Source organism: Stenotrophomonas sp. Y6, from assembly GCF_022436665.1.
In the GTDB taxonomy this organism is placed as follows: domain Bacteria; phylum Pseudomonadota; class Gammaproteobacteria; order Xanthomonadales; family Xanthomonadaceae; genus Stenotrophomonas; species Stenotrophomonas acidaminiphila_A.
Map to the genome: position 1 here is coordinate 102,530 of NZ_JAKUKB010000010.1, position 24,668 is coordinate 127,197.

General features: G+C 72.0%; 26 protein-coding genes. 11 read left to right on the plus strand and 15 right to left on the minus strand.

Annotation, left to right across the window (positions count from 1 at the left end):
* Positions 1–38: 38 nt before the first annotated feature.
* On the plus strand, positions 39–584 hold the full coding sequence (locus MKP15_RS13335) for a glutathione peroxidase (RefSeq protein ID WP_240213028.1): 546 nt from the start codon (positions 39–41) through the stop codon (positions 582–584).
* A gap of 84 nt (positions 585–668) precedes the next feature.
* Positions 669–851, plus strand: a complete 183-nt coding sequence (locus MKP15_RS13340) for a hypothetical protein (protein ID WP_240213030.1) — start codon at positions 669–671, stop codon at positions 849–851.
* Positions 852–941: 90 nt separating this feature from the next.
* Here MKP15_RS13340 and MKP15_RS13345 read toward each other — a convergent pair whose 3' ends face one another.
* The 6 genes from MKP15_RS13345 to MKP15_RS13370 all read right to left on the minus strand — a co-directional run bounded on the left by MKP15_RS13345 (position 942) and on the right by MKP15_RS13370 (position 5,119).
* Positions 942–1,988: a VacJ family lipoprotein gene (locus MKP15_RS13345; RefSeq protein WP_240213031.1), complete on the minus strand. Its 1,047-nt coding sequence runs from the start codon at positions 1,986–1,988 to the stop codon at positions 942–944.
* 1 nt (position 1,989) lies between these two features.
* Entirely contained in the window at positions 1,990–2,298 is a 309-nt protein-coding gene (locus MKP15_RS13350) for an STAS domain-containing protein (protein ID WP_104940040.1), read from the minus strand.
* A complete protein-coding gene (locus MKP15_RS13355) occupies positions 2,288–2,956 on the minus strand; it encodes an ABC transporter substrate-binding protein (protein ID WP_161614556.1) in 669 nt (222 codons plus the stop codon). The genes MKP15_RS13350 and MKP15_RS13355 overlap by 11 nt, the downstream gene beginning before the upstream one ends.
* A gap of 2 nt (positions 2,957–2,958) precedes the next feature.
* On the minus strand, positions 2,959–3,474 hold the full coding sequence (gene mlaD / locus MKP15_RS13360) for an outer membrane lipid asymmetry maintenance protein MlaD (RefSeq protein ID WP_161614557.1): 516 nt from the start codon (positions 3,472–3,474) through the stop codon (positions 2,959–2,961).
* A gap of 107 nt (positions 3,475–3,581) precedes the next feature.
* Complete coding sequence (locus tag MKP15_RS13365; RefSeq protein WP_104940038.1) at positions 3,582–4,331, minus strand: MlaE family lipid ABC transporter permease subunit; 750 nt, start codon at positions 4,329–4,331, stop codon at positions 3,582–3,584.
* Entirely contained in the window at positions 4,331–5,119 is a 789-nt protein-coding gene (locus tag MKP15_RS13370; protein WP_240213032.1) for an ABC transporter ATP-binding protein, read from the minus strand. The genes MKP15_RS13365 and MKP15_RS13370 overlap by 1 nt, the downstream gene beginning before the upstream one ends.
* 284 nt (positions 5,120–5,403) lie before the next feature.
* On the opposite strand from MKP15_RS13370, the gene recC reads away from it, so the two are divergent.
* The 5 genes from recC (at position 5,404) to MKP15_RS13395 (ending at position 14,998) form a co-directional block, all read left to right on the plus strand.
* Positions 5,404–8,760: an exodeoxyribonuclease V subunit gamma gene (gene recC / locus MKP15_RS13375; protein WP_240213033.1), complete on the plus strand. Its 3,357-nt coding sequence runs from the start codon at positions 5,404–5,406 to the stop codon at positions 8,758–8,760.
* Positions 8,757–12,383 (plus strand): exodeoxyribonuclease V subunit beta, encoded by a 3,627-nt coding sequence (locus tag MKP15_RS13380; protein ID WP_240213034.1) that lies wholly within the window; start codon positions 8,757–8,759, stop codon positions 12,381–12,383. Before recC ends, MKP15_RS13380 begins: the two co-directional genes overlap by 4 nt.
* Entirely contained in the window at positions 12,380–14,317 is a 1,938-nt protein-coding gene (gene recD / locus MKP15_RS13385; protein ID WP_240213035.1) for an exodeoxyribonuclease V subunit alpha, read from the plus strand. The genes MKP15_RS13380 and recD overlap by 4 nt, the downstream gene beginning before the upstream one ends.
* 100 nt (positions 14,318–14,417) lie before the next feature.
* Positions 14,418–14,702, plus strand: a complete 285-nt coding sequence (locus MKP15_RS13390; protein WP_240213036.1) for a ribbon-helix-helix protein, CopG family — start codon at positions 14,418–14,420, stop codon at positions 14,700–14,702.
* A 2-nt stretch (positions 14,703–14,704) separates the two neighbouring features.
* A complete protein-coding gene (locus MKP15_RS13395) occupies positions 14,705–14,998 on the plus strand; it encodes a type II toxin-antitoxin system RelE/ParE family toxin (protein ID WP_240213037.1) in 294 nt (97 codons plus the stop codon).
* A 100-nt stretch (positions 14,999–15,098) separates the two neighbouring features.
* Here the strand turns inward: MKP15_RS13395 and MKP15_RS17000 are convergent, their stop codons facing one another.
* The 4 genes from MKP15_RS17000 to MKP15_RS13410 form a co-directional block, all read right to left on the minus strand.
* Complete coding sequence (locus tag MKP15_RS17000; RefSeq protein ID WP_275692577.1) at positions 15,099–15,227, minus strand: hypothetical protein; 129 nt, start codon at positions 15,225–15,227, stop codon at positions 15,099–15,101.
* A 119-nt stretch (positions 15,228–15,346) separates the two neighbouring features.
* On the minus strand, positions 15,347–15,490 hold the full coding sequence (locus tag MKP15_RS13400; protein ID WP_240213038.1) for a hypothetical protein: 144 nt from the start codon (positions 15,488–15,490) through the stop codon (positions 15,347–15,349).
* A gap of 66 nt (positions 15,491–15,556) precedes the next feature.
* On the minus strand, positions 15,557–15,697 hold the full coding sequence (locus MKP15_RS13405; RefSeq protein WP_240213040.1) for a hypothetical protein: 141 nt from the start codon (positions 15,695–15,697) through the stop codon (positions 15,557–15,559).
* Between the two features lie 33 nt (positions 15,698–15,730).
* On the minus strand, positions 15,731–16,660 hold the full coding sequence (locus tag MKP15_RS13410) for a LysR family transcriptional regulator (protein WP_240213041.1): 930 nt from the start codon (positions 16,658–16,660) through the stop codon (positions 15,731–15,733).
* Positions 16,661–16,792: 132 nt separating this feature from the next.
* On the opposite strand from MKP15_RS13410, the gene MKP15_RS13415 reads away from it, so the two are divergent.
* The 3 genes from MKP15_RS13415 to MKP15_RS13425 all read left to right on the plus strand — a co-directional run bounded on the left by MKP15_RS13415 (position 16,793) and on the right by MKP15_RS13425 (position 18,726).
* A complete protein-coding gene (locus MKP15_RS13415; protein ID WP_104940030.1) occupies positions 16,793–17,497 on the plus strand; it encodes a pirin family protein in 705 nt (234 codons plus the stop codon).
* 179 nt (positions 17,498–17,676) lie between these two features.
* On the plus strand, positions 17,677–18,231 hold the full coding sequence (locus MKP15_RS13420) for a hypothetical protein (protein ID WP_240213043.1): 555 nt from the start codon (positions 17,677–17,679) through the stop codon (positions 18,229–18,231).
* A gap of 99 nt (positions 18,232–18,330) precedes the next feature.
* Positions 18,331–18,726 carry a DUF3224 domain-containing protein gene (locus MKP15_RS13425; RefSeq protein WP_054668490.1) on the plus strand — a complete coding sequence of 132 codons (396 nt, stop codon included), beginning with the start codon at positions 18,331–18,333 and terminating at the stop codon, positions 18,724–18,726.
* Positions 18,727–18,850: 124 nt separating this feature from the next.
* Here MKP15_RS13425 and MKP15_RS13430 read toward each other — a convergent pair whose 3' ends face one another.
* The 5 genes from MKP15_RS13430 to MKP15_RS13450 form a co-directional block, all read right to left on the minus strand.
* Positions 18,851–19,525, minus strand: a complete 675-nt coding sequence (locus tag MKP15_RS13430; protein WP_240213045.1) for a DUF2894 domain-containing protein — start codon at positions 19,523–19,525, stop codon at positions 18,851–18,853.
* Positions 19,515–20,162 (minus strand): OmpA family protein, encoded by a 648-nt coding sequence (locus MKP15_RS13435; RefSeq protein ID WP_104940027.1) that lies wholly within the window; start codon positions 20,160–20,162, stop codon positions 19,515–19,517. Before MKP15_RS13435 ends, MKP15_RS13430 begins: the two co-directional genes overlap by 11 nt.
* Complete coding sequence (locus MKP15_RS13440) at positions 20,159–22,555, minus strand: DUF802 domain-containing protein (protein ID WP_240213046.1); 2,397 nt, start codon at positions 22,553–22,555, stop codon at positions 20,159–20,161. Before MKP15_RS13440 ends, MKP15_RS13435 begins: the two co-directional genes overlap by 4 nt.
* Before the next feature lie 10 nt (positions 22,556–22,565).
* Positions 22,566–23,297, minus strand: a complete 732-nt coding sequence (locus tag MKP15_RS13445) for a DUF3348 domain-containing protein (protein ID WP_240213047.1) — start codon at positions 23,295–23,297, stop codon at positions 22,566–22,568.
* 92 nt (positions 23,298–23,389) lie between these two features.
* The gene (locus MKP15_RS13450; protein WP_104940024.1) at positions 23,390–23,662 is read right to left on the minus strand and encodes a metal/formaldehyde-sensitive transcriptional repressor; all 273 of its coding nucleotides are present in this window, start codon (positions 23,660–23,662) and stop codon (positions 23,390–23,392) included.
* 46 nt (positions 23,663–23,708) lie between these two features.
* Here MKP15_RS13450 and dmeF point away from each other — a divergent pair, with 46 nt between their 5' ends.
* On the plus strand, positions 23,709–24,668 hold the full coding sequence (dmeF, locus tag MKP15_RS13455) for a CDF family Co(II)/Ni(II) efflux transporter DmeF (RefSeq protein WP_240213049.1): 960 nt from the start codon (positions 23,709–23,711) through the stop codon (positions 24,666–24,668).

Sequence of the window (24,668 nt, forward strand, 5' to 3'; positions counted from 1 at the left end):
ATATGCTTGGGCTGCCTAATCAACCACAGGAACCCCCCATGGCTACTGCCATCCAGGACATCCCCCTGACCACCCTCGACGGCGCCCCGGCCTCGCTGGGCGACTACCGCGGCAAGGTGCTGCTGCTGGTCAACGTCGCCTCCAAGTGCGGGCTGACGCCGCAGTACGAAGGGCTGGAAAAGCTCTACCGCGAGAAGAAGGACGCCGGGCTGGAGGTGCTGGGTTTCCCGGCCAACAACTTCAACGGCCAGGAGCCGGGCAGCGAGGCCGAAATCCGGCAGTTCTGCTCGCTCACCTACGACGTGACCTTCCCCATGTTCGCCAAGATCAGCGTCGCCGGCGCCGACGTGCACCCGCTGTACCAGCAGCTGATCGCGGCGCAGCCGGTGGCCACCGGCGAAGGCCCGATGCGCGAGAAGCTGGTCGGCTTCGGCATCGAACCCAACCCGGCGCCGGGCATCCTGTGGAATTTCGAGAAGTTCCTGGTCGGCAAGGACGGGCAGGTCATCGGCCGCTTCTCGCCGGATACCACCGCCGATGACGCCGGCCTGCGCGCGGCGATCGATGCCGCGCTCGCGGCCTGAGCCCCGCCACCGATCGCGGCCCAGGCGGCAGCGGTCGGTCTTCGCGCCCCGCATCGGGCAACAGACTGAAGAGGCGATCGCAGGATGACGGCAGGCAATTCCAGTGGGTTCGCGGTCGGCTGGTTCACCCTGGCGCTCATCAACGCCGGGCTCGCCCAGGGCAAGGGACGCAGTGGCATGAACTGGGGGCTGCTGTCGCTGCTGCTTGGCCCGCTCGCCACGCTGTTGCTGGTGCTCCAGGCATCCCGGCACCCGGACGGCAGTTGAGTCCCGGTCCAGGGCGCCGACGCCGGCCCGGAAAAAGAAAGCCCGGGATTACCCCGGGCTTTTTTCGTACCTGCACTGCACACCGCGCGCTCAGCGCCCCCATTCGGGCATCGGCATCGCATCGACCGGGATGGTGGTCTGCTCGTCGTCGCCGTGGCGGCGGCGGTCGTGGCGCAGGTCCTTCTCGATCTGGTAGTTGCGCCGCTGCAGCCAGGCATCGCGGGTGAGCGCGTACTCGTCCACCGCGTTGTCGCGGATGTCGTCCAGCGACAGCAACTGCACCCGGGTATCGACCAGCTGCAGGCCCTGCAGGCCGATGCGCAGCGTGTCCGTGTCCACCCGGCGCAGCGGCGACAACGGTACGTCGCCGGCCAGGCCGAACACGTCGCGCACGGTACGCGGGCCGAAGAACGGCAGCTCCACGTAGCGCGACTGGCGCCAGCCCCAGGTACCCAGGGTCTGCCCGAAGTCCTCGCTGCGGCGCGGCACCATGGCCTTGCTGGCGGGGTCGAACAGGCCGCCGATGCCGAGCGTGGAATTCATCAGGAACCGGCCCAGCGAGTCCCAGGCGTCGTCGGCGTGGCCCTGCAGCAGCTGGTTGACCATGGTCACCGGCAAGCGCAGGTTGCTGAAGAAGTTGCTGACCCCGGTGCGCGCCACGCGCGGCACCACCTGCACGTAGGCGGTGGCCAGCGGACGGGCGATGCCGCGGTCCACCGCCAGGTTGAAGCGGTGCATACGGCGGTTGTACTTCTCCCACGGATCGTAGGTCGGCGTGGCGCCATCGCCGCCGCTGCCGGGCTCCGTACCGGGGGGGCCGTAAAGCGCGGCGAAATCGTCCTCGGCATCGGTTGCCGCGGCCGGGCTGGGCGGGGTCGCCTGCGCCTGCGCCGGGGTACCCGCGAGCGTGTCGTCGGATGCCCGGGTGGGCTGCGCCGCCACGTCGGCGACCGGGACCGGCGCCGGTGCAGTGGCCGGCGCCGGTGCGCCCGCGCAGGACGCGGCGTCCGCGCAGCCGGACGGCTCCGCGCCGACGCTGGCGCTGGCGGGCGGTGCGGTCGTGCGCACGGGCTTGCCGGCGCAGGCGCCCAGCACGAGCACGGCGGCCAGGAGCGGGAGGGTGCGGAAGAGGTTCATGTCAGTGTTCCGCCGAAGAGGCGTTGAAATCCAGGTCCGGTGACAGCCGGTACGCCGCGCGCAGCTCGTCCAGGCCCACCGGTGCGCCGACGATGGTAGCGCCGCCATTGCTACGCATGCGTGCAGACAGCTCGGCCAGCAGCGCCACCCCGGCGCTGTCCACGCGCTCGACGGCGTTCAGGTCGAGCCGGCGCAGCCCGCCCACCTGGCGCAGCAACTGCGGCCACAGCGCTACCGCCGCGGCGCGGTCCAGCGTGCCGGCCAGGTGCAGGGCGTCGCCTTCGACGCGCGCGGTGGCGTCACTTGCCACGGGGTGCCGGGCCCGCGGTGGCCTGCATGCTGCCGTTGCGCAGTTCGGCCGCCACTTCCTTGATCGACTTCTGCCGCAACGGGGCGTCGAACTGGTTCTTGAACGTCTGCACGTAGGAGATGCCTTCGATCATCACGTCGAAGATCTTCCACTGGCCGCCGACGTTGCGCATCAGGTATTCGACCGGGGTCGGCTCGGCGCCGGTGCGCACCAGTTCGGTCGACACCTTCACGCCACGGTTGCCCGGCAGCGCGGCCTCGCCCTTGTAGCGGAAGCTGGGCTTGCCCTGGATGTCGAGCAGGGCCGAGCCGTAGCGGGCCATCAGGTTGTCGGCCATCGCGTCGGCGAACAGCTTGACGTCGGCATCGGCCGCGCCGCGGCCATGCACGCCCAGCACCAGGCGGGCGGCGTAGTCGCGGTCGAAGCCACGGCTCAGTTCGCTGTCGATGAAGCCGCGCAGCGCGGTCGGGTTGGCGCGGAACTCGCCGCGGCGGGTTTCCAGCGTGGACAGGATGCGCGAGCTGGCGTCGAGCACGGTGCGCGCGGCGGCCGAAGGCTGCGCGGCGCTGGCCGCCGGGCGCGCCTGCGCCATCGCCAGCGACGGGGCCGCGGCGAGCAGGGCCGCGGCGAGCGCGGTGGTGAGCAGTCGGGTTTTCATGATTAGGGTTCTTCCTTGGTGGGCGTCTCGTGGGGGCCCGGGGGGGACGCGGCGTTGTTGCCGCCGCCGCTGAACATGTACTTGCCGACCAGCTGGATCAGGTCCACCGCCGGCTGCGTGAACACGATCTCGTCGCCGGACTTGAGCACGTCCGGGTCGCCGCCCGGCTGCAGGCCGATGTAGCTTTCGCCCAGCAGGCCGCTGGTGAAGATGCCGGCCGAGGTGTCGGCGGGCAGGTCCTTGAACTTGCCGTCCAGCGACAGGGTGACGATGGAGTCGTATTTAACGGGGTCCAGCTGAATATCGGCCACTTGGCCGATGGTCACCCCACCTACCTTCACTGGCGCCTGCGGCCGCAGCTGGCCGATCTGGCTGAAACGCGCCTTGAGCACGTAGTCGCCGCCGCCGATGCCGAAGCGCTGGTTGGTGGATGCCACCGCCAGTACCAGCAGCGACGCCAGCGCCAGCAGCAGGAAGGCGCCGACGGAGAATTCGAGTCGAGGTCCACGAATGGCCATGTTGTTGTCTCACTCCTGATCCAGCAGGTGCCTCGCCGGTGTGGGCGAAGCGGGTTGTTCGTCGGATCCGCGCACCGCCACGCGCGGGTACCCGGCAGGGATTGGCATCAATGGAACATCAGTGCGGAAAGCACGAAGTTGAACATCAGCACCAGCAGCGAGGCATTCACCACCGCGCGGGTGGTGGCCACCGAGGTGCCTTCGATGGTGGGTTCGGCGTGGAAGCCGACATAGGCGGCGACCAATGCGGCGGTGCCGCCGAAGATCGCCGACTTGAGCAGCGCCACGGCGAAGTCGTCCCAGAAGTCGACGCTGCTGCGCAGCCCCGACCAGAACGTGCCGTTGTCCTGGCCCAGTACCTTCACCGCCTCGAACCAGCCGCCGGTGATGGCCAGCGAACAGAACACGCCGGTCAGCAGCGGCACGGTCAGCACCGCTGCCCAGAAGCGCGGCGCCACCGCCTTGGCCACCGGATCGATGGCCATCAGTTCCAGCGCCTTGATCTGGTCGGTGGCACGCATCAGCCCCAGCTCGGCGGCGATGGAGCTGCCGGCGCGGCCGATGAACAGCAGCGCGGTCAGCACCGGTGCCAGTTCGCGGTACAGCGACAGCCCGAGCAGGGTGGACAGCGCATCGGCGGCGCCGAAGGTGGTCAGCGTGCGGTAGCCCTGCAGGGTCAGCACCAGGCCGACGAAGGCGCCGCCCACGGCGATGATCGGCAGCGAGCGCGCGCCGATCTTGTAGATCTCGCGGGTCAGCTCGGCGAGGAAATCGGGCGTCGGCAGCGAGCCGCGCAGCACCGTCAGCGAGAACAGGCCGGCGCGGCCCAGCGAGCGGATCGAGGACACGAACGGCATCAGGCAGCCCTCGGCCGCGGCGCGGCGTCGAACGGAATCGGGCCGTCGGGCTGGCCGTGCAGGAACTGCCGCACCAGCGGGTCGCTGCTGGCCTGCAACTGGTCAGGCGTGCCGGAGAACACGATGCCGGCGTTGGCGATGACCACGGCGTGGTCGCAGATCGGCAGGGTCTCGTGCACGTGGTGGCTGACGATGACGCTGGTCAGCCCCAGGCTGTGGTTCAGGCGCTGGATCAGGCTCATGATCACTCCCGAGGCGATCGGATCCAGACCGGTCAGCGGCTCGTCGTAGATCATCAGCGGCGGGTCCAGCGCCAGCGCGCGGGCCAGCGCCACGCGCCGCGCCATGCCACCGGACAGTTCGCGCGGCCATGCATCGGCCGCGGCCAGCAGGCCCACCGCGTGCAGCTTCATCCGCACCAGGCGCTGCAGCACCGGCTCGGGCAGGCGGGTGTGGGTCCGCAGCGGCAGGGCGACGTTCTCGGCGACCGTCAGGTCGGTCAGCAGGCCGTTGCCCTGCAGCAGCACGCCGATGTTCTTGCGCATTTCCAGCAGCGCGCGGTTGCCCTGCGGAATGTCCTGCCCGAACAGGCGCACCTGGCCGCTGACCGGGCGCAGCTCGCCGGTCAACGCCGCCAGCAGCGTCGATTTGCCGGTGCCCGAGGGGCCGAGCACGGCGGTGATGCTGCCGCGCGACACGTCCAGCGAAACGTCGCGCAGGATCGTGCGCCCGCCGCGGTCGATGCGGACGTCGGACAACTGCACCAGGGGTGTCCGGGGAAGGGACATGGCGGCCTTTAACGGAAAACCAACGTGGCAGGATTATCGGGTCCGCCTGAACAAAAGAGAACTGGACCGTGCAGTATTGTCGCCGGACCGGCGCCGGGCGTCAGTGGCCATGCGTGGAACGCCCAGTCTTCCGGGTGTCGTCACGCGCGCTGCAGCGGCGTGTGCCCGCGTCCGTGGTGGACGGCACGCGACCTGCGCCATCCGCCGCCGATCACCGCCACGTCCACGTCGCGCCCGCGCGCGTCGCAGTCAACGCGACGCCGCTCCGGCACAATGGCGCGGCCATGCCTGATGCCGCCGCGGATTTCCGCCTCTACCACTCCAATGCGCTGGACGTGCTCGCCTCGCTGCTGGCCCACGCGCTGCGCGCGCCCGCGCCCGGGCAGCCGTTGCTGGCCGCCGACACGGTCCTGATCCCGCAGGTGGCGATGCGCCGCTGGCTGCAGTCCACGCTGGCCGCCGAATACGGCGTCGCCGCCAATCTCGAATTCCTCACGCCGGGCGAGTTCGTTGCCCGCGCGCTGCAGGAAAACGTGCCCGGCGAGCAGGACGACCTCGGCGCGCCCGGGCTGCAGTGGCGGCTGTACGCGGCCCTGACCGACCCGGCGCTGATGCGGCAGCCGGCGATGGCCGCGCTGCGCACCTATCTGGGGGGCGACGCGCCCGGCGCCGGCGACCCGCTGCGGGCGTGGTCGCTGGCCGCCGAACTGGGCGGGGTATTCGAGAAGTACCAGGCCTGGCGCCGCGACTGGCTGCTGCGCTGGGAGGCCGGCGCCGATCCCGCCGATCCGCAGGCCATCCTCTGGCGCCGCATCGCCGGCGGCCAGCAGCACCGCGCGCGCCGCATCAACGACTACCTGGCGCGGTTCGAGGGCGCCGGCCAGCCGCTGCCGCGCGGCCTGCCGTCGCGCCTGTTCGCCTTCGCCACGCTCAACGTCTCGCCCGACGTGCTGCGGGTGATCGCCACCCAGGCGCGGGTCGGTACGCTGCATTTCTACCTGCCCACGCCCACGCGCGCCTATTGGGGCGACCTGCAGACCCTGGCCGAACGGCTGCGCGGCGGCGTCGACGATCCGTTCGGCAGCGACGCCGGCGAGAACCCGCTGCTGCAGGCCTGGGGCGCGGCTGGGCGCGACTTCATGGCGGTGCTGGGCAGCTACGAAGTGGTGCACCCGTCCGGCGAGATCGCCGCCTATGCCGATCCCGAGCGGCGCGACGGGCCGACGCTGGACCAGGGCGGCCTGCGCGACAGCCTGCTGCATCGCCTGCAGGCCGACCTGTTCCATCGCCGCGCGCGGCCGCCGGCGCCGCTGCGCCCGGCGCTGCGGCTGGACGACCCCAGCGTGCAGGTCCACGCCTGCCATACCCGCCTGCGGGAAATGCAGGTGCTGCACGACCAGCTGCGCGCGCTGCTGGACGACCCGCGCTTCGACCCGCCGCTGCAGCCGCGTGAGATCGCGGTGCTGGCGCCGGACATCGACCCCTACGTGCCGTACCTGGAATCGGTGTTCGGCGGCCGCGGCGGCGGCGAGGGCCATATTCCGTGGGCACTGGCCGACGCCAGTCCGCTGCAGGGCGAGCCGCTGGCCGACGTGTTCGTGCAGCTGCTGGGGCTGCCGGTGTCGCGCTTCGGCCTCAACGAGATCCTCGACCTGCTCGCCAGCCCGCCGCTGGCCGCCGCCGCCGGACTGGACGCGGCCGCGTTCGAGCGCCTGCACGGCTGGCTGCAGGCCGCCGGCGCGCGCTGGGGGCTGGATGCGGCGCACCGCGGCCAGCACCAGGCGCCGCTCGACGACGCCTGCACCTGGCAGTTCGCCCTGGACCGGCTGCTGCTCGGCCACGCCAGCGGCAGCGACGACGACCTGGCCGGCGTCGCGCCGTGGCCGGAGCTGGAAGGCAGCGCACTGGCCGCGCTGGATGCGCTGATCCGCCTGCTGCGCGTGCTCGCCCGCCACCAGAAGGCGCTGGCCGAGGCGCTGGCGCCGGCGCAGTGGCGCGAACGCCTGCTTGGCCTGCTGGACGCGCTGCTGCCGGAAACGCCCGCCGAGCCGTCCACCCAGCGCGCGCTGGACCGGCTGCGCAAGCTGATCAACGCCTTCGCCGAGGACGCGGAAAAGGCCGGCTTCGATGCGGCGGTGCCCGCCGAGGTGGTGCGTGCGCACTTTTCCATGGTGTTGTCCGAGGCCGACACCCGCGCGCCGCTGCTCACCGGCGGCGTCAGTTTCGGGCGCATGGTGCCGATGCGGCTGCTGCCGTTCCGCGCGATCTGCGTGCTGGGCCTGAACGATGGCGACTTCCCGCGCCGCGACCCGGCCGCCGGCCTGAGCCGGCTCACCGCCGAACTCGGCACCGGGCGGCGCCGCCACGGCGACCGGTCGCTGCGCGAGGACGACCGCTTCCTGTTCCTGCAGTTGCTGGCGTCGGCGCAGGACGTGTTCTACCTGAGCTACCTCGGCGCCGACGCGCGCGACGGCAGCGAACGCGAGCCTTCGGTGCTGGTCAGCGAGCTGATCGACGCGGTGGCTGCCTGCCATGCCGATGCGGCCAGCGCGCGCCAGACAATGGTCGTGCGCCATCCGCTGCAGCCCTTCGCCCCGGCCGCGTTCGGTGGCGATGGCGAGCCGCGGCGTTTCAGCTACCGCCGCCAGTGGCACCCGGCCGCCGGTGCGGTCGGTGGCCAGCGCCAGCCGCTGGCGCCCTGGTCCGCCGGTGCACTGGACGCGCCGCTGCCCGACGCCCTGCGCGAACCCGCGCTGTCGCTGGATGCGCTGCGCCGCTTCCTGGCCGACCCGGCCGGGCAGTTCCTGGAACAGCGGCTGGGGCTGCGCCTGGGCGGCGAGATCCTGCCCGGCGACGACCTCGAACCGCTGGTGCTGCCCGAACGCGGGCGCGAGCACAGCGCGTTGCAGCAGCAGGTACTCGGCGCATTGCTGGAAGGCAGCGAACAGGGCCTGTACGAGCGCCTGCGGGCGCGCGCGCTGCTGCCCTCCGGGGCGCTGGGCCGGCAGCAGTTCGAGCAGCTGCTGGGTCGCATCCGCCCGTGCGCGGACAGCTTCGCGCAGTGGTACGACGGCGCGCCATTGCAGTCGCAGCGGCTGGAAGTGGCGATCGACGGCACCACCGTCCACGGCCGTGTCGCACAGATCCATCCACAGGGGCTGCCCCGCCTGCAGGCCGGTGCGCCGGGCGTGGCCTGGGTGCTGCGCAGCGGGTTGGAATGGTTGCTGGCCAATGCCGCCGGCGTGCCGCTGCCGCTGCTGCAGTTCATTGATGCCGGCGATGGCGGCTTTGGCCCGCACATCCTGCCGCCGCCACCGGCTGAACAGGCCCGCGCCGCCCTGCAGGCCCTGCTGCAGCTGCGTGCGCGGGGATTGCAGGCGCCGCTGCCGTTCGCCCCCTACACCGGCTGGGCGATCTACAACGCCGATCCGGACGCCCGCGAAAAGGTCGCGCGCGAGAAGTGGCATGGCAGCGACCGCAGCTGGGGCGAGCGTGACGGCGAAGCCCTGCAACTGGCGCTGCGCGGCGCCGATCCGTTCGCCGACGCGGCCACTACCAACAGATTTATCCACAACAGCCTGGTGGTGTTCACCGCGCTGCGCGAGGGCCGGGTGGCGACCGGCGGCGGGGACCGCGCATGAGCGTCGCAGCACCTGCGAACGACCCGTACCTGGAGCTGCCGCTGGACGGCCTGCGCCTGATCGAGGCCAGCGCCGGTACCGGCAAGACCTTCACCCTGGCCACCCTGTTCACCCGCCTGGTGGTGGAACGGCACCTGCGCATGGGCCAGATCCTGGCCGTCACCTTCACCGAAGCGGCGACCCAGGAACTGCGCCGGCGTATCCGCGAGCGCCTGGACCTGGCGGCGCGGCTGGCCGAGGCCGCGCCAGCGGCGGACGCGGGCCACGAGGCCGCGCTGACCGGCGCCATCCTGCGGCGTTACCTGCAGCTGGGCACCGAAACCGCCGCGCAGCTGGCGCGGCGCCTGCGCATCGCCGCCGAGGAAACCGACCTGGCGGCGATCTTCACCATCCATGGCTTCTGCGCCCGGGTACTGGCCGAACACGCGCTGGAGAGCGGCCACAGCTTCGCCGCGCCGGAACTGCTGACCAATACCCGCGCGCTCCACGCCGGGCTCGCGGCCGACCTGTGGCGGCAGCATGCCGCCCGCGGCGATGCGCTGGCGGCCCTGACCGCGCTGTGGAAGGGCCCGGACGCCCTGGCGGCCGACCTGCCGGTACTGGTCGCCGATCTGCCGCTGCTGCCGGCGCTGCCGCCAGCGCCGCTGGACGATGCCGGCCCGCCGCGTGACGCCGCCGCGCTGCGCCTTGCCGGCGGGCTGGCCGCGCATGGCGACGCCTACCTGCAGCAGCTGCGCGCCGCGCTGGAGGGCGGCGTGCTCAACAGGAGCAGCTACAAGGCCGAATGGATCGAACCGCTGTTCCGGCAACTGCTGCACTGGGCGCGCCATCCCGATCCGGCCGCCGCGCTGGACGAGCGGCTGCAGCGGCTCACCCTCGACGCGCTGACCGCCCGCACCGTGAAGGCCAAGGCCGGCAGCACCCCGGTGTCGCCGCTGCAGCCATTGATCGCCGACTACGTGCAGGCGCAGGCGCGCTTCGCCGAATGGCGCCGGCAGCAGTCCATCGTCCTGCTGCATGCACTGCGCGACGACGCCCGCCAGCGCCTGGCGCGGCACAAGCAGCAGTACCGGGTGCAGACCTACGACGACCTGATCGACGGCGTGCATGCGGCGCTGGACGGCGAAGCCGGCATGGTGCTGGCCGAACGCCTGCGCGCGCAGTACCGCTTCGCCCTGGTCGACGAATTCCAGGACACCAACCCGCACCAGTGGGACATCTTCCGCCGGGTGTTCGCCGAACCGCCCGCCGCCGCCGCGCTGTTCCTGATCGGCGACCCCAAGCAGGCCATCTACGGCTTCCGTGGCGGCGACGTGCACACCTACCTGCAGGCCCGCGAGCGCGCCGCCGAGGCGCCGCGGCTGGCGCACAACTTCCGTTCGCGTCCCGGGCTGCTGCGCGCGATCGACGCGCTGTACGCCAACGCCGGCGAACAGGCTTTCCTCGACCCGCGCATCCGCTTCGAGCCGGTCGAGCCCGGCTCCAAGCGCAGCGATGCCGACTACCTGCTCGACGGCGTCCCCGCGCCGGCGCTGACCCTGCACCTGCTCGACGCCGACGCCGATGGCAAGCCGCTCAAGGCCGATGACTCGCGCCACGCCGCCACCGTGGCCTGCGTGGCCGACATCCACCGCGTGCTGTCCGCGGCGCGCCAGGGCAGGGCGCTGGTCGATGGTCGCCCGGTGCGCCCCGGCGACATCGCCGTGCTGGTGCGCTCGCACCGCGAGGCCACGCGCATCCAGCAGGCGCTGGCCGCTGCCGCCATTCCCGCGGTGGCCGCCGGCAAACACAGCCTGTTCGCGACCGCCGAGGCGCACGAGCTGCGCCTGTTGCTGCTGGCGCTGCTGCAACCGGCCGACGAAGGCCGCCTGCGCGCCGCGCTGGCCACCGTGCTGCTGGGCGAAAGCGCCGCGGCCATCGCCGCGATGGAGCACGAGGGCGACCGCCAGCGCCGGCACCAGGAACGCCTGCTGCAATGGCGCGAGCGCTGGCAGCGCGGCGGCGTGCTGGCGATGCTGTCGGATCTGTGCGCCGAACAGGCCGAGCGCCTGCTGGCGCTGGTCGACGGCGAACGCCGCCTGACCAACTACCTGCAGCTGGGCGAACTGCTGCAGGAAGCCGGCACCCGCAGCATCGGCCTGCATGGCCTGCTCGACTGGCTGCAGGCGCGCATCGCCCATGCCGACGACGGCGACGAGACCCAGCTGCTGCGCCTGGAATCGGACGCGCACCGGGTGCAGGTCATCACCCTGCACAAGAGCAAGGGCCTGGAATACCCGCTGGTGTACCTGCCGTTCGTCGGCATCGACGGCGGCGCACCGGCCAGCGACGGCCACCGCATCGTGCACGATGGTGAGCGCCGCGTGCTGCACTGGAAGATCGACAAGGACGCGACGGAGTGGAAGGCGGTCGGCCAGCAGGCCGCCGCCGAGGAGGCGGCCGAAGCCGCGCGCCTGCTGTACGTCGGCCTCACCCGCGCCGAGCACGCGCTGTGGATCGCCGGCGGCGCGCTGGCCGGGCTGCCCGGTTCGCGGCTGGGGCCGCTGCTGGATGACATGCAGCGGCTGGCCGCGCACCCCGACATCCAGATCGTCGCGGGCAGCGTGGATGCGCTGCCCGCGCGGCTGCCGCCCGCGCACGAGCCGGCGGTGCCGCCGGTGCGTGGGGTGCGCCGCGCGCTGTCGCTGGACTGGTGGGTCTACAGCTTCACCCAGCTCGCCCACGCCGAGGCCGGCCACGACACGTCGGCCGCCGCCACGCAGGACAGCGGCGGCGCCGCCGACGAACCGGCGCAGGGCGAAGACGATGCCGGGCAGGATCCCGTCACGGCGCAGGAGGCCTTCGATCCGCGCTTCGCCGGCAGCCGTTTCGGCAATGTGCTGCATGCCGCGCTGGAGAACACCGACTTCGGCGCCTGGCGCGGCTGGCGGCCTGGCGACGCGGCGCCTGCGGGGCAGGCCGGAGTAATCGCCGCGGCACTGCGCGCCGAAGGCTATGCCGGGGCCGACATCGACGACGGCGTGGCCCTGCTCACCGCGCTGGTCGGGCAGACCCTGACCGTGGACCTGCCCGAAGGCGGCGCGCTGCATGCGCTGGCCGCCGGCGAGCGCCGTGCCGAGATCGAATTCCACTTCGCCATGCAGCCCACCGCGGTGCCGGCGCTGCTGCGCGTGCTGCATGCGCACGGCGTGGTGCGCGGCCGCCACGGCTTCGGTGCGCGTGGCCGCCTGGAAGGATTGATGACCGGCAAGATCGACCTGACCTACCTGCGCGACGGCCGCTGGTACGTGCTCGACTACAAGTCCAACCGCCTGCCCGGCTACGCCCCGGCGCAGCTGGAGGCGGCCATGCGCCACAGCGAGTACGACCTGCAGGCGCTGATCTACACCGTGGCGCTGCACCGCTGGCTGCGCTTCCGGTTGGGCGACGGCTATGACTACGCGCGTGATTTCGGCGGCATCCGCTACCTGTTCTGCCGTGGCCTGGATGCGACCCGCACGCCTTCGCCGGGGGTGTACGCGCATGCCTTCGCGGCGGAACTGGTGCACGCGGTGGACGCGCTGTTCGCCGGCGGTGACGACGCCCACGCCGCGCTGCTGGCCCGGCTGGGAGGCCAGCCATGAGCCTGCTGGCCGCACTCAACAAGGCCGGGGCGCTGCGTGCGCTCGACCACGCGTTGGCGCAAAGCCTGCGCCGGCTCGATCCCGATACCCCCGACGCGGTGCTGGTTGCCGCGGCGCTGGCCTCGCTGGCCGTGGCCCACGGCCACGCCGGGTTCGACCCGGCGCGGCCGGCGCGGCTGGTCGAGGCCGCGCTGCCCTGGCCCGACGCGCAGGGCTGGATCGCGCAGCTGCAGGCATCGCCCTGGGTGGCGCGGCCCGACGACGATGCCGACGAGGCCACGCAGGCGCCGCTGGCCTGGGAACACGGCCTGCTGTACCTGCGGCGCTATCGCGAGTACGAGCGGCGGCTGGCGCTGGGCCTGCAGCGCATCGGCCAGGCCCCGCTGCAGGCCGCCGATCCGGCGGCGCTGGCGCCGCTGTTCGCGCGGCTGTTTCCCGGCAACGCGGCCGCCGCGCCGGGCACGGCGGACCGGCAGGGTGACCTGTTCGCCCAGGTGCCCGCCACTGCGGCCGCCGGACCCACCGACGCTTCCCCCGCTGGCGACCAGCAGGCCCGCGCCGCGGCGCTGGCCCTGCGCCACGCGCTGCTGCTGGTCACCGGCGGGCCGGGTACCGGCAAGACCACCACCATCGCGCGCCTGCTGGTGCTGCTGGCCGCGCAGGCCCAGGCTGCCGGCCGCGCGCCGCCGCGGGTGGCGCTGGCCGCGCCCACCGGCCGCGCTGCCGAGCGCATGGCCGAAAGCCTGCGCAACGCCGTGCAGCAGCTGCCGCGGCTGGGCGTGGACGCGGCGCTGTGCGCGCAGCTGCCGACCACCGGCACCACCCTGCACCGCCTGCTGGGCGTGATTCCGGATTCGCCGCGCTTCCGCCACCACGCCGACAACCCGCTGGCGTACGACACGATCGTGGTGGACGAGGCCTCGATGATCGATCTGCCGCTGATGGCCAAGCTGGTCGAGGCGGTGGCCGACGGCACCCGGCTGGTGCTGCTCGGCGACCCGGACCAGCTGCCCTCGGTGGAAGCCGGCGACGTGCTCGGCGCCATCCTGCGCGCCGCCGGCGACGGCACGCGCATTGCGCCCGACGACGCGCAGGCGTTGCAGGGCCTGCTGGGCGCGCTGCCGGCGGCATCCATCGCGCCGCCGGCGACCGGTTTCGCCGGCACCCGCGTGCAGTTGCAGCGCGGCTACCGGCAGAGCGAGGCGCTGCAGCTGGCACCGCTGGCCGCGGCGATGCGCGGCGGCGACGCCGCCCGCGCGCTGTCGCTGCTGCGCGACGCGCAGCTGCCCGGCGTGCACTTCCACGAGAACGAGGACGATCCGCTGCAGGCCTGGCGTGAACCGCTGCAGCGCTACTGGGAAGCACTGGCCGCCGCGCAGACGCCGGCACAGGCGCTGGCCCTGGCCGGGCGCCTGCGCCTGCTCACCGCCGTGCGCGAAGGCCCGCAGGGCGCGCGCGGGCTCAACGCGCGCATCGAAGAGCTGCTCGGCGGCACGACCCCGCGCGGCGGCGCACCTGCCCACTTCCACGGGCGCCTGCTGCTGGTCACCGAGAACAGCTATCGCCACCGCCTGTTCAACGGCGATGTCGGCATCTGCCTGCGGGACGGCACCGGCCGCGGTACCACCGCCTGGTTCGCCGGCGACGATCCCGACGCGCCGCGGCCGTTCCACCCGGCGGCATTGCCGGCGCACGAAAGTGCCTTTGCCATGACCGTGCACAAGGCGCAGGGTTCGGAGTTCGACGAGGTCTGGCTGCAGCTGCCGCACCGCGACAACCGCGTGCTCAGCCGCGAACTGCTCTACACCGGCATCACCCGCGCCCGCCACGCCCTGCACCTGGCGGGCGACGCGGCGGTGATCGAAGCGGCGCTGTCGCGCCACGCCAGCCGCTGGTCGGGTCTGGCGCAGCGGCTGGGCCAGGCGCAGGGATAGTGCCAGCTGTGCCCTGCATGACCGGCGATCAGTGTTCGTGCCGACAGGTAGCACACGTGTGCTCCTTCGGTCCGGAATCAGTGATCCAACGGGGCAGCTCATGGGCACCACCACCATCCGCCTTCCGGACGAGTTGAAGGCCCGCGTCGCCGAGATGGCGAAGGAAACCGGCATGACGCCGCATGGATTCATCCTGGAAGCGATCGCCGAGAAAGCGGCGCTGGCCCAACGCCGCGCCGACTTCGAAGCCGAGGCGGAACGACGCCATGCCGGCATCGCCGCATCGGGAAAAACCATCCCCTGGAACGAGATGCGCAGCTATCTGGAACGTCGGGTGGCAGGCCAGACCGCCCGGCGCCCCGCCGCCCGCAAGCTGGCGGAATAGCGGTGACGCGGATCGAACCTGCGCCCGAAGTCGGGGAGGATTTCGAGCGCATCCACCTGCATCTCGAGCCATACGATGCCGGACAACGCACGGCACGGCTTGGCGGCATCATCGACGCCTTCAACGTGCTGGAAAGCAGCCCCCTGATCGGCCGCCACTGTGGCGAGGACATGCGTGAGCTGGTGATCGGCAGGGGCGCAGCCGGATACATGGCGTTGTACCGGTATGTTGCCGGTATCGACACCGTGTTCGTCCTTGCCATCAGGCCGCAGCACGAGGCCGGGTACGTACGCTGATCGGCGGCGAGTCCAGAGGGTCTTCAGCCTGCTGGCTCCTGCCGCCCCATGCATTGCCCGGCATGAAAGCCACGCACGAAGCCGTCGATATCGTCCGCACTCATGTCCCTAGCTTTCCGCGGATATGCTCCATCGCCTGGTGGTACTGCGCGGTCTGCCTGAACACCTGGAACTTCCGCTCGCGCCAGGCGCGGAACGGTTCGGCATCGATCGACAGCGCCTCGACCACGCCTCGACCACCCGTCCCTGGGCGATGCGGTAGACGCGGTAATGCGCGTAGATGGAGCCATGGCCCATGTGCACGTAATCGACCAGGCGCCCGTCGGGGATGATCAGCGCGCCGCTGTATCAGCTGGCGCCCACCGGGGCGCCTTCGCGAAACAGCCGGGCCAGCAAGTCAACGCTGCTGGAGCTCTCGTTGCCGCTGTCGTACAGGCGTACCTCGACCCTGCGCAGCAGCAGCCGGTCACCGTCGATCGCCCAGTGCGCCACGCAACCGCGCCAGTTGGCGGTGCCGCGCGAGACGTTCTCCCGCGGGAAATCGGGGCGATCGCGCAGCTAGCTTTCCAGCGGGTGGGTATCGAGCGCGTCGTCGCGGCCTTCGATGAAGACCCGGTCCGGTACCTGTGCGGTCGCGCCGGCGGTTGCGTCCAGCACCAGCAGCAGGCCCGCCAGCAGCATGCGCATCGCCAGGGTCATCGCCTTCCCCGTGGGCCTCGTCCAGCCGCGAGGTCAGCGGCTTGCGCCCGCGCCCGTCGCCCACGGCGCACGTTCCAGCCCGGCGGCGAGGTAGTCGATCAGCCGCTGCACGCGCGCCGGGCGGCGCAGGCCGGGCGGGGTGACGATGTGCAGCGCGATCGGCTCCACCTGCCAGTCGTCCATCGCCGTTTCCAGGCGGCCGGCGCGCAGGTCGTCCCAGACCATGAACTCCGGTTGCAGGGCCAGTCCCAGCCCGCCGCGCAGCGCCGCGGCGAACACTTCGGCGTTGTTGGCCTGCAACTGGCGCGGCACGGTCTGCGCATATTCGCCGTGGCGCCGGTGGCGGAAGCGCCAGGTGTTGCCACCGCGGGTGTAGCTGTACTGGAAGCCGCGGTGGCCGGCGAGGTCGCGCGGGTGCTGCGGCCTGCCATGCTCGGCGAAATAGGCCGGCGCGCCGACCAGCAGGATCCGCACCTGGCACAGCCGCCGCGCGCGCAGGCTGGAGTCGGCCAGGGTGGAAATGCGCAGCGCCAGGTCGAAGCGCTCGGCCACCAGGTCCACCTGCGCGTCGCTGAGCTGGATATCCAGCTCCACGTCCGGGTGCGCGCGCATGAACGCCGGCAGCAGCGGCGCCAGCTGCGCCACGCCGAAGGACATCGGCGCGGCCACCCGCACCATCCCGCGCAGCGTCGCCGAACGGTCGGCGACCTCGGCCTCCACCGCCTCGCCCTCGTCGAGGATGCGCGCGGCGCGCTCCAGTGCCGCGGCGCCGGCGTCGGTCAGCGACATGCGCCGCGAGGTGCGGTGGAACAGGGTGGTGCCGATGCGTGCTTCGAGCCGGGTGATGGCCTTGGACACGGTGGCCTGCGACAGCCCCAGCGCTTCGGCCGCACGGGCGAAGGAGCCGGCCTCGGCGACCCTGGCGAAGATGGCCCAGGCTTCCAGGTCGGGCAGTTGGCTCATGGTGCACACCGCGATGGGAGAAGACTGGATCATGGCACAAACGGAAAGGATGTCTTTTCATTCCTTCCATTCCGGATGCAAACGCGCGTGCCTAGACTGGCCCCCATCGCAACCACCCCGCAGGACACGACCATGATCGAGCGTCGCCCGTTTGCCACCCTTGGCGGAGCCAACCACGGTTGGCTGGATGCCAGGCACCACTTTTCCTTTGCCGGCTACCACGACCCGGCGCGCGTCCACTGGGGCGCCCTGCGGGTGTGGAACGACGACACCATCCAGCCCGGCACCGGCTTCCCGCCGCATCCGCACGCGGACATGGAGATCGTCACCTATGTGCGCGAGGGCGCCATCAGCCACCAGGACGACCAGGGCAACAAGGGCCGTACCGAGGCCGGCGACGTGCAGGTGATGAGTGCCGGCACCGGCATCCGCCATGCCGAGTACAACCTGGAGCCGGGGGTGACCCGCATCTTCCAGATCTGGATCATCCCGGATGCGCGCGGCGGCGCCCCGGCGTGGGGTACCAAGCCCTTTCCCAAGGGCGGGCGCTCCGGTCGCTTCATCGCCCTGGCCAGTGGCATGCAGGGTGACGAGGAGGCCCTGCCGATCCGCGCCGACGCCCGCGTACTGGGCGCGTCGCTGAAGGCCGGCGAGAGCACCACGTACCACTTCCGCGACGCCACCCGCCACGGCTACCTGGTGCCCAACACCGGCAAGGTGGAAGTGAACGGCGTGCCGCTCGAAGCCCGCGACGGTGCCGCCATTGCCGGTGAGGGCAGCATCACCGTGCGCGCGCTGGAAGACGCCGAACTGGTGCTGGTGGATACCGCCGCCTGAGCGGCGGGACCGCCTGGTGATCGACGCAAGGGCGCGGGCGACCGCGCCCTTGCCGTCGTCCGCGAAGGCAAGCCGGATGCAGGAGCGACGCAGACACCCGTGCCTTCCGCTAGAACCCGGGCGCCACTGCCGCTGCGGATTCGCCGCGACATTCCCGGCGCCGCGCGGGTTCTCCCAGCATGGCGTACGAACGCGGGTGGGTCAGCGCATCGCTTCGCGACGGCGGGTCGGAGGCGACCGGCCTGCGCATGCGCGGACAGCGCCGGGCCCGGGAGCCGCAGGAAGCAGGCACCGTGTCCGCCAATCCGTGCAGGGCGCCACAGGCAGCGGTTGCGCTTGCCGCCATACTGCGGATTGGCCGGCCACGGTACCGCGACGACATGCGTGACTTCCTCTACTACTCCTCCCTGCTCCTGCTGGGATGGGCCTGGTACCGGTTCGGGCAGAAGCAGCTCCAGAAAGCGCCCTTCGACGAGAACGGCGCACCGACCCAGGGGTTGGTGGGGCCGGTGGGCTTCCTGATGACCGCCGGCGTGGCGGGCTATGCGCTGTTCGCCGTCCTGCGCGCGCTGGTGCGGGGCCAGATACCTTGCCTCGGCAAGGGCTGCGCCGGGCAGGTGTATACGCTGGTCGCGCATGCGGGCACGTACTGGGCCAACGTTCTGTTTCTGGTGTGGCTGGTGCTGGCGCTGGGTTATGGGCTGTACGTGACGCTGAAGATCTGGTTCCGCTGATGGTCCACCGTGGGCTTTGCGGGTAGCGCCGGCACCGGCAATGGCGGCATGCGCGGTCCCTGCCTAAACTGCTTTCCTTGCCAACCCGGGAATCCCGTCATGCAGGCCAAGGGCGAGTTCGACATCACGCGCGTCCCGCAGGAATCGCTGGACATCGGCGGCGGCGCGGTCGTCGGCCATGTGCGTTTCGACAAGCGCTTCCATGGCCCGTTGGACGCCAGCAGCGTGGTGCACATGCTGGCGATGATGTCGCCGGTATCCGGCTCCGGCGCCTACGTCGCCCTCGAGCGCATCGAAGGCACTCTCGACGGCCGCCGCGGCAGCTTCCATGCCCAGCACAACGGTGTCATGGACCGCGGCGCGCCCCGGCTCGACCTCACCGTGGTGCCCGACAGCGGCACCGGCGAGCTGGCCGGCCTGCACGGCCGCATCGCCATCGACATCGTCGACGGCAGGCACCACTACACCTTCGATTACGGCTTCCGCGATACCTGAGGCGAAAGCCAGGCCGCCCGCGTCCGCCCAGGAGCGCGTTTGCAGGAGCGTGCTGCGGTGCGCGATGAAGTTCTTCCGGTCAGGCCCCGTCGCGCATTGAAGTGCGCTCCTGCGGGTGCGTGGGTCATTGCGGCTTTTTGCGCCGCTGGCTGCGCGTGGGCCTGCGGGCGGCCGCGGCGCCATCGCCGTCATTGCCACCGGCGGTACCGCCGCCGAGCTGCTCCAGCCAAGACAACGCGTCGGTGTAGGCGACGAAATGCTGCAGGTAATCCGGGCAGACCTCGCGCATCAGGGCCATGGCGCGGTAGGTGAGCACGCTGGAATGCAGCGGGCCGGCGTCCTCGGGCAGGCCGTCGAGGCAGTGTCGCAGCAGGCCGTCGATGCGGATGCGGGTCCACAGCTGCTGGAACTCGTCGAGTACCGGCATCGGCGCGGCCAGATCGACGACCGGCACGGTGTCGCCGGCGTCGCCCGCTGCACCGGGTGCAGCCGGGGCGGCGGCCTGCGCCGGTGCCGCCGCCGGCCGCGCCTGGCCGAACCGGTCCAGCAGTTGTCGCAGCGGGCTGGCGCCGGCGGCGTGCGTCGATCGCGGCAGCCCGGTGGGCGGTGGCAGTGCGGCATAGGCATCGGCCAGTTCCCGCAGGCGCGCGTCCAGGCGCTGCCGCAGCGCGCCGTCGTGGCGCGCCGCGTGCCGCGCCAGCGCGCGCATCAGCGCGAAGCGCAGCGGATCGATGCGGTCGGCGCCCTGCTGCTGCCAGGCTTCCAGCCGCGCGTGGACATCGCCGGCCTCAGCGGCCATCGGCCTTGCCATCGGGCGCGTGGCGCGGGATCGGCGCGATCTCCACGCGCCGGTTCTTCGCGCGGCCGGCCTCATCGTCGTTGGAGCTGACCGGCTGCTCGGCGCCGAACGCGGCGGCGAACACCGACGACGACGGCACGCCGTCGGTGATCAGGGTGCGGGTGACGGTGAGCGCGCGCGCCGCCGACAGTTCCAGGTTGTCGGCGAAGCGGGCGTTGGCCGCGCGCACCGGCTGGTTGTCGGTGAAGCCGCTGACCATCAGGATCTCGTCGCGCGCGGACAGGTAGTCGCGCAGCGGCCCGGCGATGCTCTGCAGCAGCTCGCGGCCCTCGGGCTGCAGCTGGTCGGAGTTGAGCGCGAACAGCACGCTGCCGCTGATGCCGATGCGGCCGTCGATCACGGTCACCCGGCCGGCCGCCAGCGGCGCGGCCAGTGCCTGCTCCAGGGTCTTCAGCCGCGCGGCCTCGGCCTGGCGCTGCTTCACTTCCTCGTCCAGGCGGTTGTGCAGCAGCAGCTGGATGCCGATGACGCTGGCCAGGATCAGCACGAACGCGCCCAGCAGCACCGACATCAGGTCGCCGAACGCGGCCCAGGTGGTGGCGCTGGATTCGGCGTCGAACTCGATCTCGTCGCTCATGCGCCGGCGGCCCCGTCGCCGGTCCCGGCCAGTTGCTGCAGCTGGCCGATGATCTGCTTCTGCGACAGCATGCTCAGCTCGATCACTTCGCGTGCCTGCGCCACGTAGTAGGCGAGCTGCTCGTCGCTGCGCGCCAGCGATTTCTCCAGCGCCGATTCGATGGCCTGCAGGCGTTCATTGAGGCTGCCGGTGGCGTCGCCGAACGCCTGCACCGCGCCGCCGAACGCTTCGCCCAGGCTCGCCACTTCCAGCGCGCTGCCGGTGACGTGCGCGGCGGCGGCGTCGAGCCGCCCGGCCTCGCCTTCGACCTGCGCGCTGAAGCGGCTGCCCACGCGCTCCAGCAGCTCGGCCGAGGTCGAGACCAGCGCGTCGATGGCGCCGCGTTGTTCGTGCGATGCATGGTTGACCGCGTCGAGCAGGGTCTGCAGGGTCTCCAGCAGGCGCCCGCGCTCTTCCAGCATGGCGGTGTCGCGGACCATGCTGTCGGACAGCTTCTGGCGCAGCTCGGCGACCACTTCGGCGGCCGCGCGCGGCGCCTCGGACGCGGTGGCGACCAGCCGCCCGATCTCGGCCAGGGTATCGCGCGCCTGTGCCTGCGCCTGTGCGTGGATCGCCTGGGTGGTCTGTACCAGGGTGTCGCAGACCTGCTGCTGCTGCGCGGCGACCTGGGCGCTGCTGTGTTCCCAGCGCTGGCCGAATTCGCCGGTCAGCTGGGCGAAGGCATCGCGCCATTGCGCCAGGCGCTCGGCGTCGCGCGCCTGCAGGGCGTCCTGCAGTTCGCCATGCGAACGCTGCAGGGCGTCGATCATGGCCTCGCTGCGCCGGGCGAAGTCGGCGGTGGCGTCGGTCAGCGCCTGCGCGTTGCCGGCGATGCCCTCCAGCGCGCCGCCGGCCGCGGCCTGCAGCTGGGCCGAGACCTCGCCCGCGGTGCGCGCCAGCGCGTCGCACACCTGCTGCTGCTGCTGCGCGACCAGCGCGCCGTTGCGCTGCCAGTTCTCCTCCAGCGTGGCGAGCATCGCCGCCAGCGACTGCGACCAGTGCGCCAGCCGCTGTTCGTCGCGCGCGGCCAGTGCCGCCTGCAGTTCGCCGTGCGCCTGTCCCAGCGTGTCGACCAGCGCGCGTGCATGCCGGTCGAGGTGTTCGGCGGCGGCCACCAGTGCCTGCTCGTTGCGCTCGGCCAGCGCCGCATGGGCGTCGTGCTGGCGCGCCAGTGCGCTGTTCCAGGCGTCGGCGGTCCGGCTGCTGCTGTCTTCCAGCCGCGTCGCCACGCCGTCGACCAGCGCGGCCGAGCGCTGCTCGAAGGTGGCGGCGAACTGCTGCAGCGCCTGCTGCAGGCCATCGGCCAGTGCCGCGTTGCCGCGCTGCTGCTCGGCGACGGCGGCGCTCCAGCTCTCGCGCGCGGCGCTGGCCGTGCCCTGCACGGCACTGTCCAGGCCGTCGAGCTGGCGGTGCACGGCCTGTTCAATGGCCGCCTGCAGGCGGTCGGACTTCTGCGCCAGCGCGGCCATGGTGGTGTCCACCACCGGCTGCAGCGCGGCACCGACGGCGTTGGCCTGCTGGGCGATGCCGTCGCGCAGCGCCTGCTGCAGCGAGCCGGCCAGCTGCGTCCACGCCGCCTCGCTGTGCTGGTGGAATGCCTGCTGGCTGGCCTGCAGGCGTTGCCCGGCGTCGTGCTGCTGCCGCTCCAGGGTGTCGGCCAGGGCCTGCAGGCGCTCGACCAGGGCCGGCATCAGCGCGTTCTGTTCCTGCAGCAGGCGGAAGGTCTCGCGGCGCTGCACCGCGTGCGACAGGTGGCCCAGGTGCGTGGCGATGCCCGCGTCGAGCTGCTGTACCGCCTGCGCGCGTTCGCGCCGCAGCAGCGCCGACAGCAGGCCCAGCGCGGCCGAGCTGGCGACGCCGGCGATGGAGGTGCCGAATGCGAAACCCAGGCCCTTGACCGGCGCGGCCAGCGAACTGCGGATGGCGTCCAGGTCGGTGGCGCTTTCCAGCGCCAGCCCGGTGCCGCGCAGGGTCGCCATCATGCCCAGCAGGGTGCCGAGCATGCCCAGCAACACCAGCAGGCCGACCAGGTAGGGGGTCAACGCCGGTGCCGGCAGGCCGACGCGGTCGCCCTGGATGCGCAGCCGCACGCCATGGCGCAGGCCCGGCTGCAGCCGCGACAGCCAGCCGTCGAGGTCGCCGGCGGCCTCGCCCAGCGATGGCAGCGCCTGCACCAGGGTGGCGGTGGCCTGCCGGTAGCGCAGCAGTTCGAAGCCGCCGGCCAGGTAGCACGCGGCGATCAGCGCGGCCACCGCGGCGGCCAGCGGATGGCTGCCGAGGTAGCCGATGCCGATCCAGCACACGGCCAGCAGGCCGGCAAGGAACACGACGGGAACGATGGGGTTTCTGGACATGGAGAGGCGGTTACCGGGTGCGCAACGCGGCGAGCAGGCCGTCGATGGGGTGGAAGCGGACGTCCAGTTCGGCCAGCAGCGCGGTGCGCATGTCCTGGCGGAACCGTGCCAGCCAGGGGCCGGCGGCGGGAGCAGCGGGAGTGTCGTCCGCCGCGTCGGCGGCGGCGGTATCGGGGGTATCCGGGGCGCCGGCATCGCGCAGCCGCTGGAAGTGCAGGCCGAGCAGGCCGGGGACGATCGCCAGCAGCGCCTGTTCGCGCGGGCTGAGCGTGGCTTCCATCACCGCGTCGACCTCGGCCAGGCGTGCCTTGGCCGGCGACTGCAGTGCCAGCATGTCGCGCAGGCGGCCGCGCAGCAGGCCGGTGGCCGCCTGCATCGCGCGCTGCGCGGCCAGGCAGTGCTGCCGGTAGGGCAGGTAGCCGGGGTCGATGTTGGCGGCGCTGGCGTCCTTGCGGCGCGGCGCGGACAGGTCGACGTCGGCGTCGATGGTGTCCAGCAGCGAACGGCGCAGGCGCGCGCATTCGGCTTCCTGGGCGGTGTCGAAGGCGGGACCGTCGGCGGGGGCCGGCAGCCGGTTGTCCAGCGCGCGCGACAGGGTGATGGCGCGGTTCCAGTCGAACCACTGCGCCAGCCGCTCGGTCAGCACCGGCGGCGTGCGCGGGAGGTCGGCGTCGCCGAAGCGGGCCAGCAGGCGAATGAACGCCGGGCCCAGCACGGGCGCCCGTGTGGAAGCTTTCGCCATGGTCCTGACCGAAAAATCGGGCATTTTACATGGCCCGCCAGGGGGTGCCCCGGCAGCCCGCATTCATGCCTGGCCGGCGGGCCCGGGCGGCGTCACCGCGCGTGCCGCCTGAGCAGTTCCAGCAGCACCCCGGCCTCGTCCGCGCGCCGCGCCGGATCGGCCTCGGCCACGACATGGTCGCTGAGATGGCCGGCCATCACCTCCAGCATCAGCCCGTGCATGGCGCCCTTGGCGGCGGCAATCTGCACCAGGACCGCGTCGCAGTCGTCGCCGGCTTCCAGCGCCTGCTGCAGCGCGGCCACCTGGCCGGCGATGCGGCGCACCCGGGTGAGCAGCTTCTTCCTGTCGCGCTGGATATGGGCCATGGCCGGATCGTATACCCTATGGGGGTATCTGAGAAGGTGTCACGCCATGAATCCCGAAACCCTTGCCCGCTCCCGCCAGCACAGCCACGCGTTCAGCCATGGCAACCCGATGGCCGAACAGAACACCCGCCGCGCGATGGCGCTGACCCTGGTGATGATGGTGGTGGAGATCGCCGGCGGCTGGTGGTTCAACTCCATGGCGGTGCTGGCCGATGGCTGGCACATGAGCTCGCATGCGCTGGCATTGGGCCTGGCCGCGTTCGCCTACGCCTGCGCGCGGCGCTACCGCGACGACCCGCGCTTCGCCTTCGGCACCTGGAAGATCGAGATCCTGGCCGGCTATACCAGCGCGATCCTGCTGCTGGGCGTGGCCGGGCTGATGGCCTTCGAGTCGATCGCGCGGGTGTTCAAGCCCAGCCCGATCCACTACCAGCAGGCCATCGCCATCGCCGTGGTGGGGTTGGGGGTGAACCTGTTGTGCGCGTGGTGGCTGCGCGACCAGCACGACCATCACCACGACCATGGGCATCACCACCCACATCACCACCATGGCCACGAACCCCACGGCCACCATGAGCACGACCTCAACCAGCGTTCGGCCTACCTGCACGTGCTGGCCGATGCCGCCACCTCGGTGCTGGCGATCATCGCGCTGCTCGGCGGGCTGTACTTCAATGCGTCGTGGCTGGACCCGCTGATGGGTATCGTCGGCGCGGTGCTGGTATCGGTGTGGGCCTGGGGCCTGATCCGGCAGACCGGCCGGGTGCTGCTCGACGCGGAGATGGACGCGCCGGTGGTGGCCGAGATCCGCGAGGCGGTGGAACAGGGGCCGGTGCCGGCCCATATCAGCGACCTGCATGTCTGGCAGGTCGGCCGCGGCCGCTTCGCCTGCGCGATGGAAGTGGCGACCGTGCCGGGTGTCGACGCCGAGCTGTTCCACCGCGCGCTGTCGGTGCACGAGGAGATCGTGCACGTCACCGTGGAAGTGCGCAGCGTCGCGCCCTGA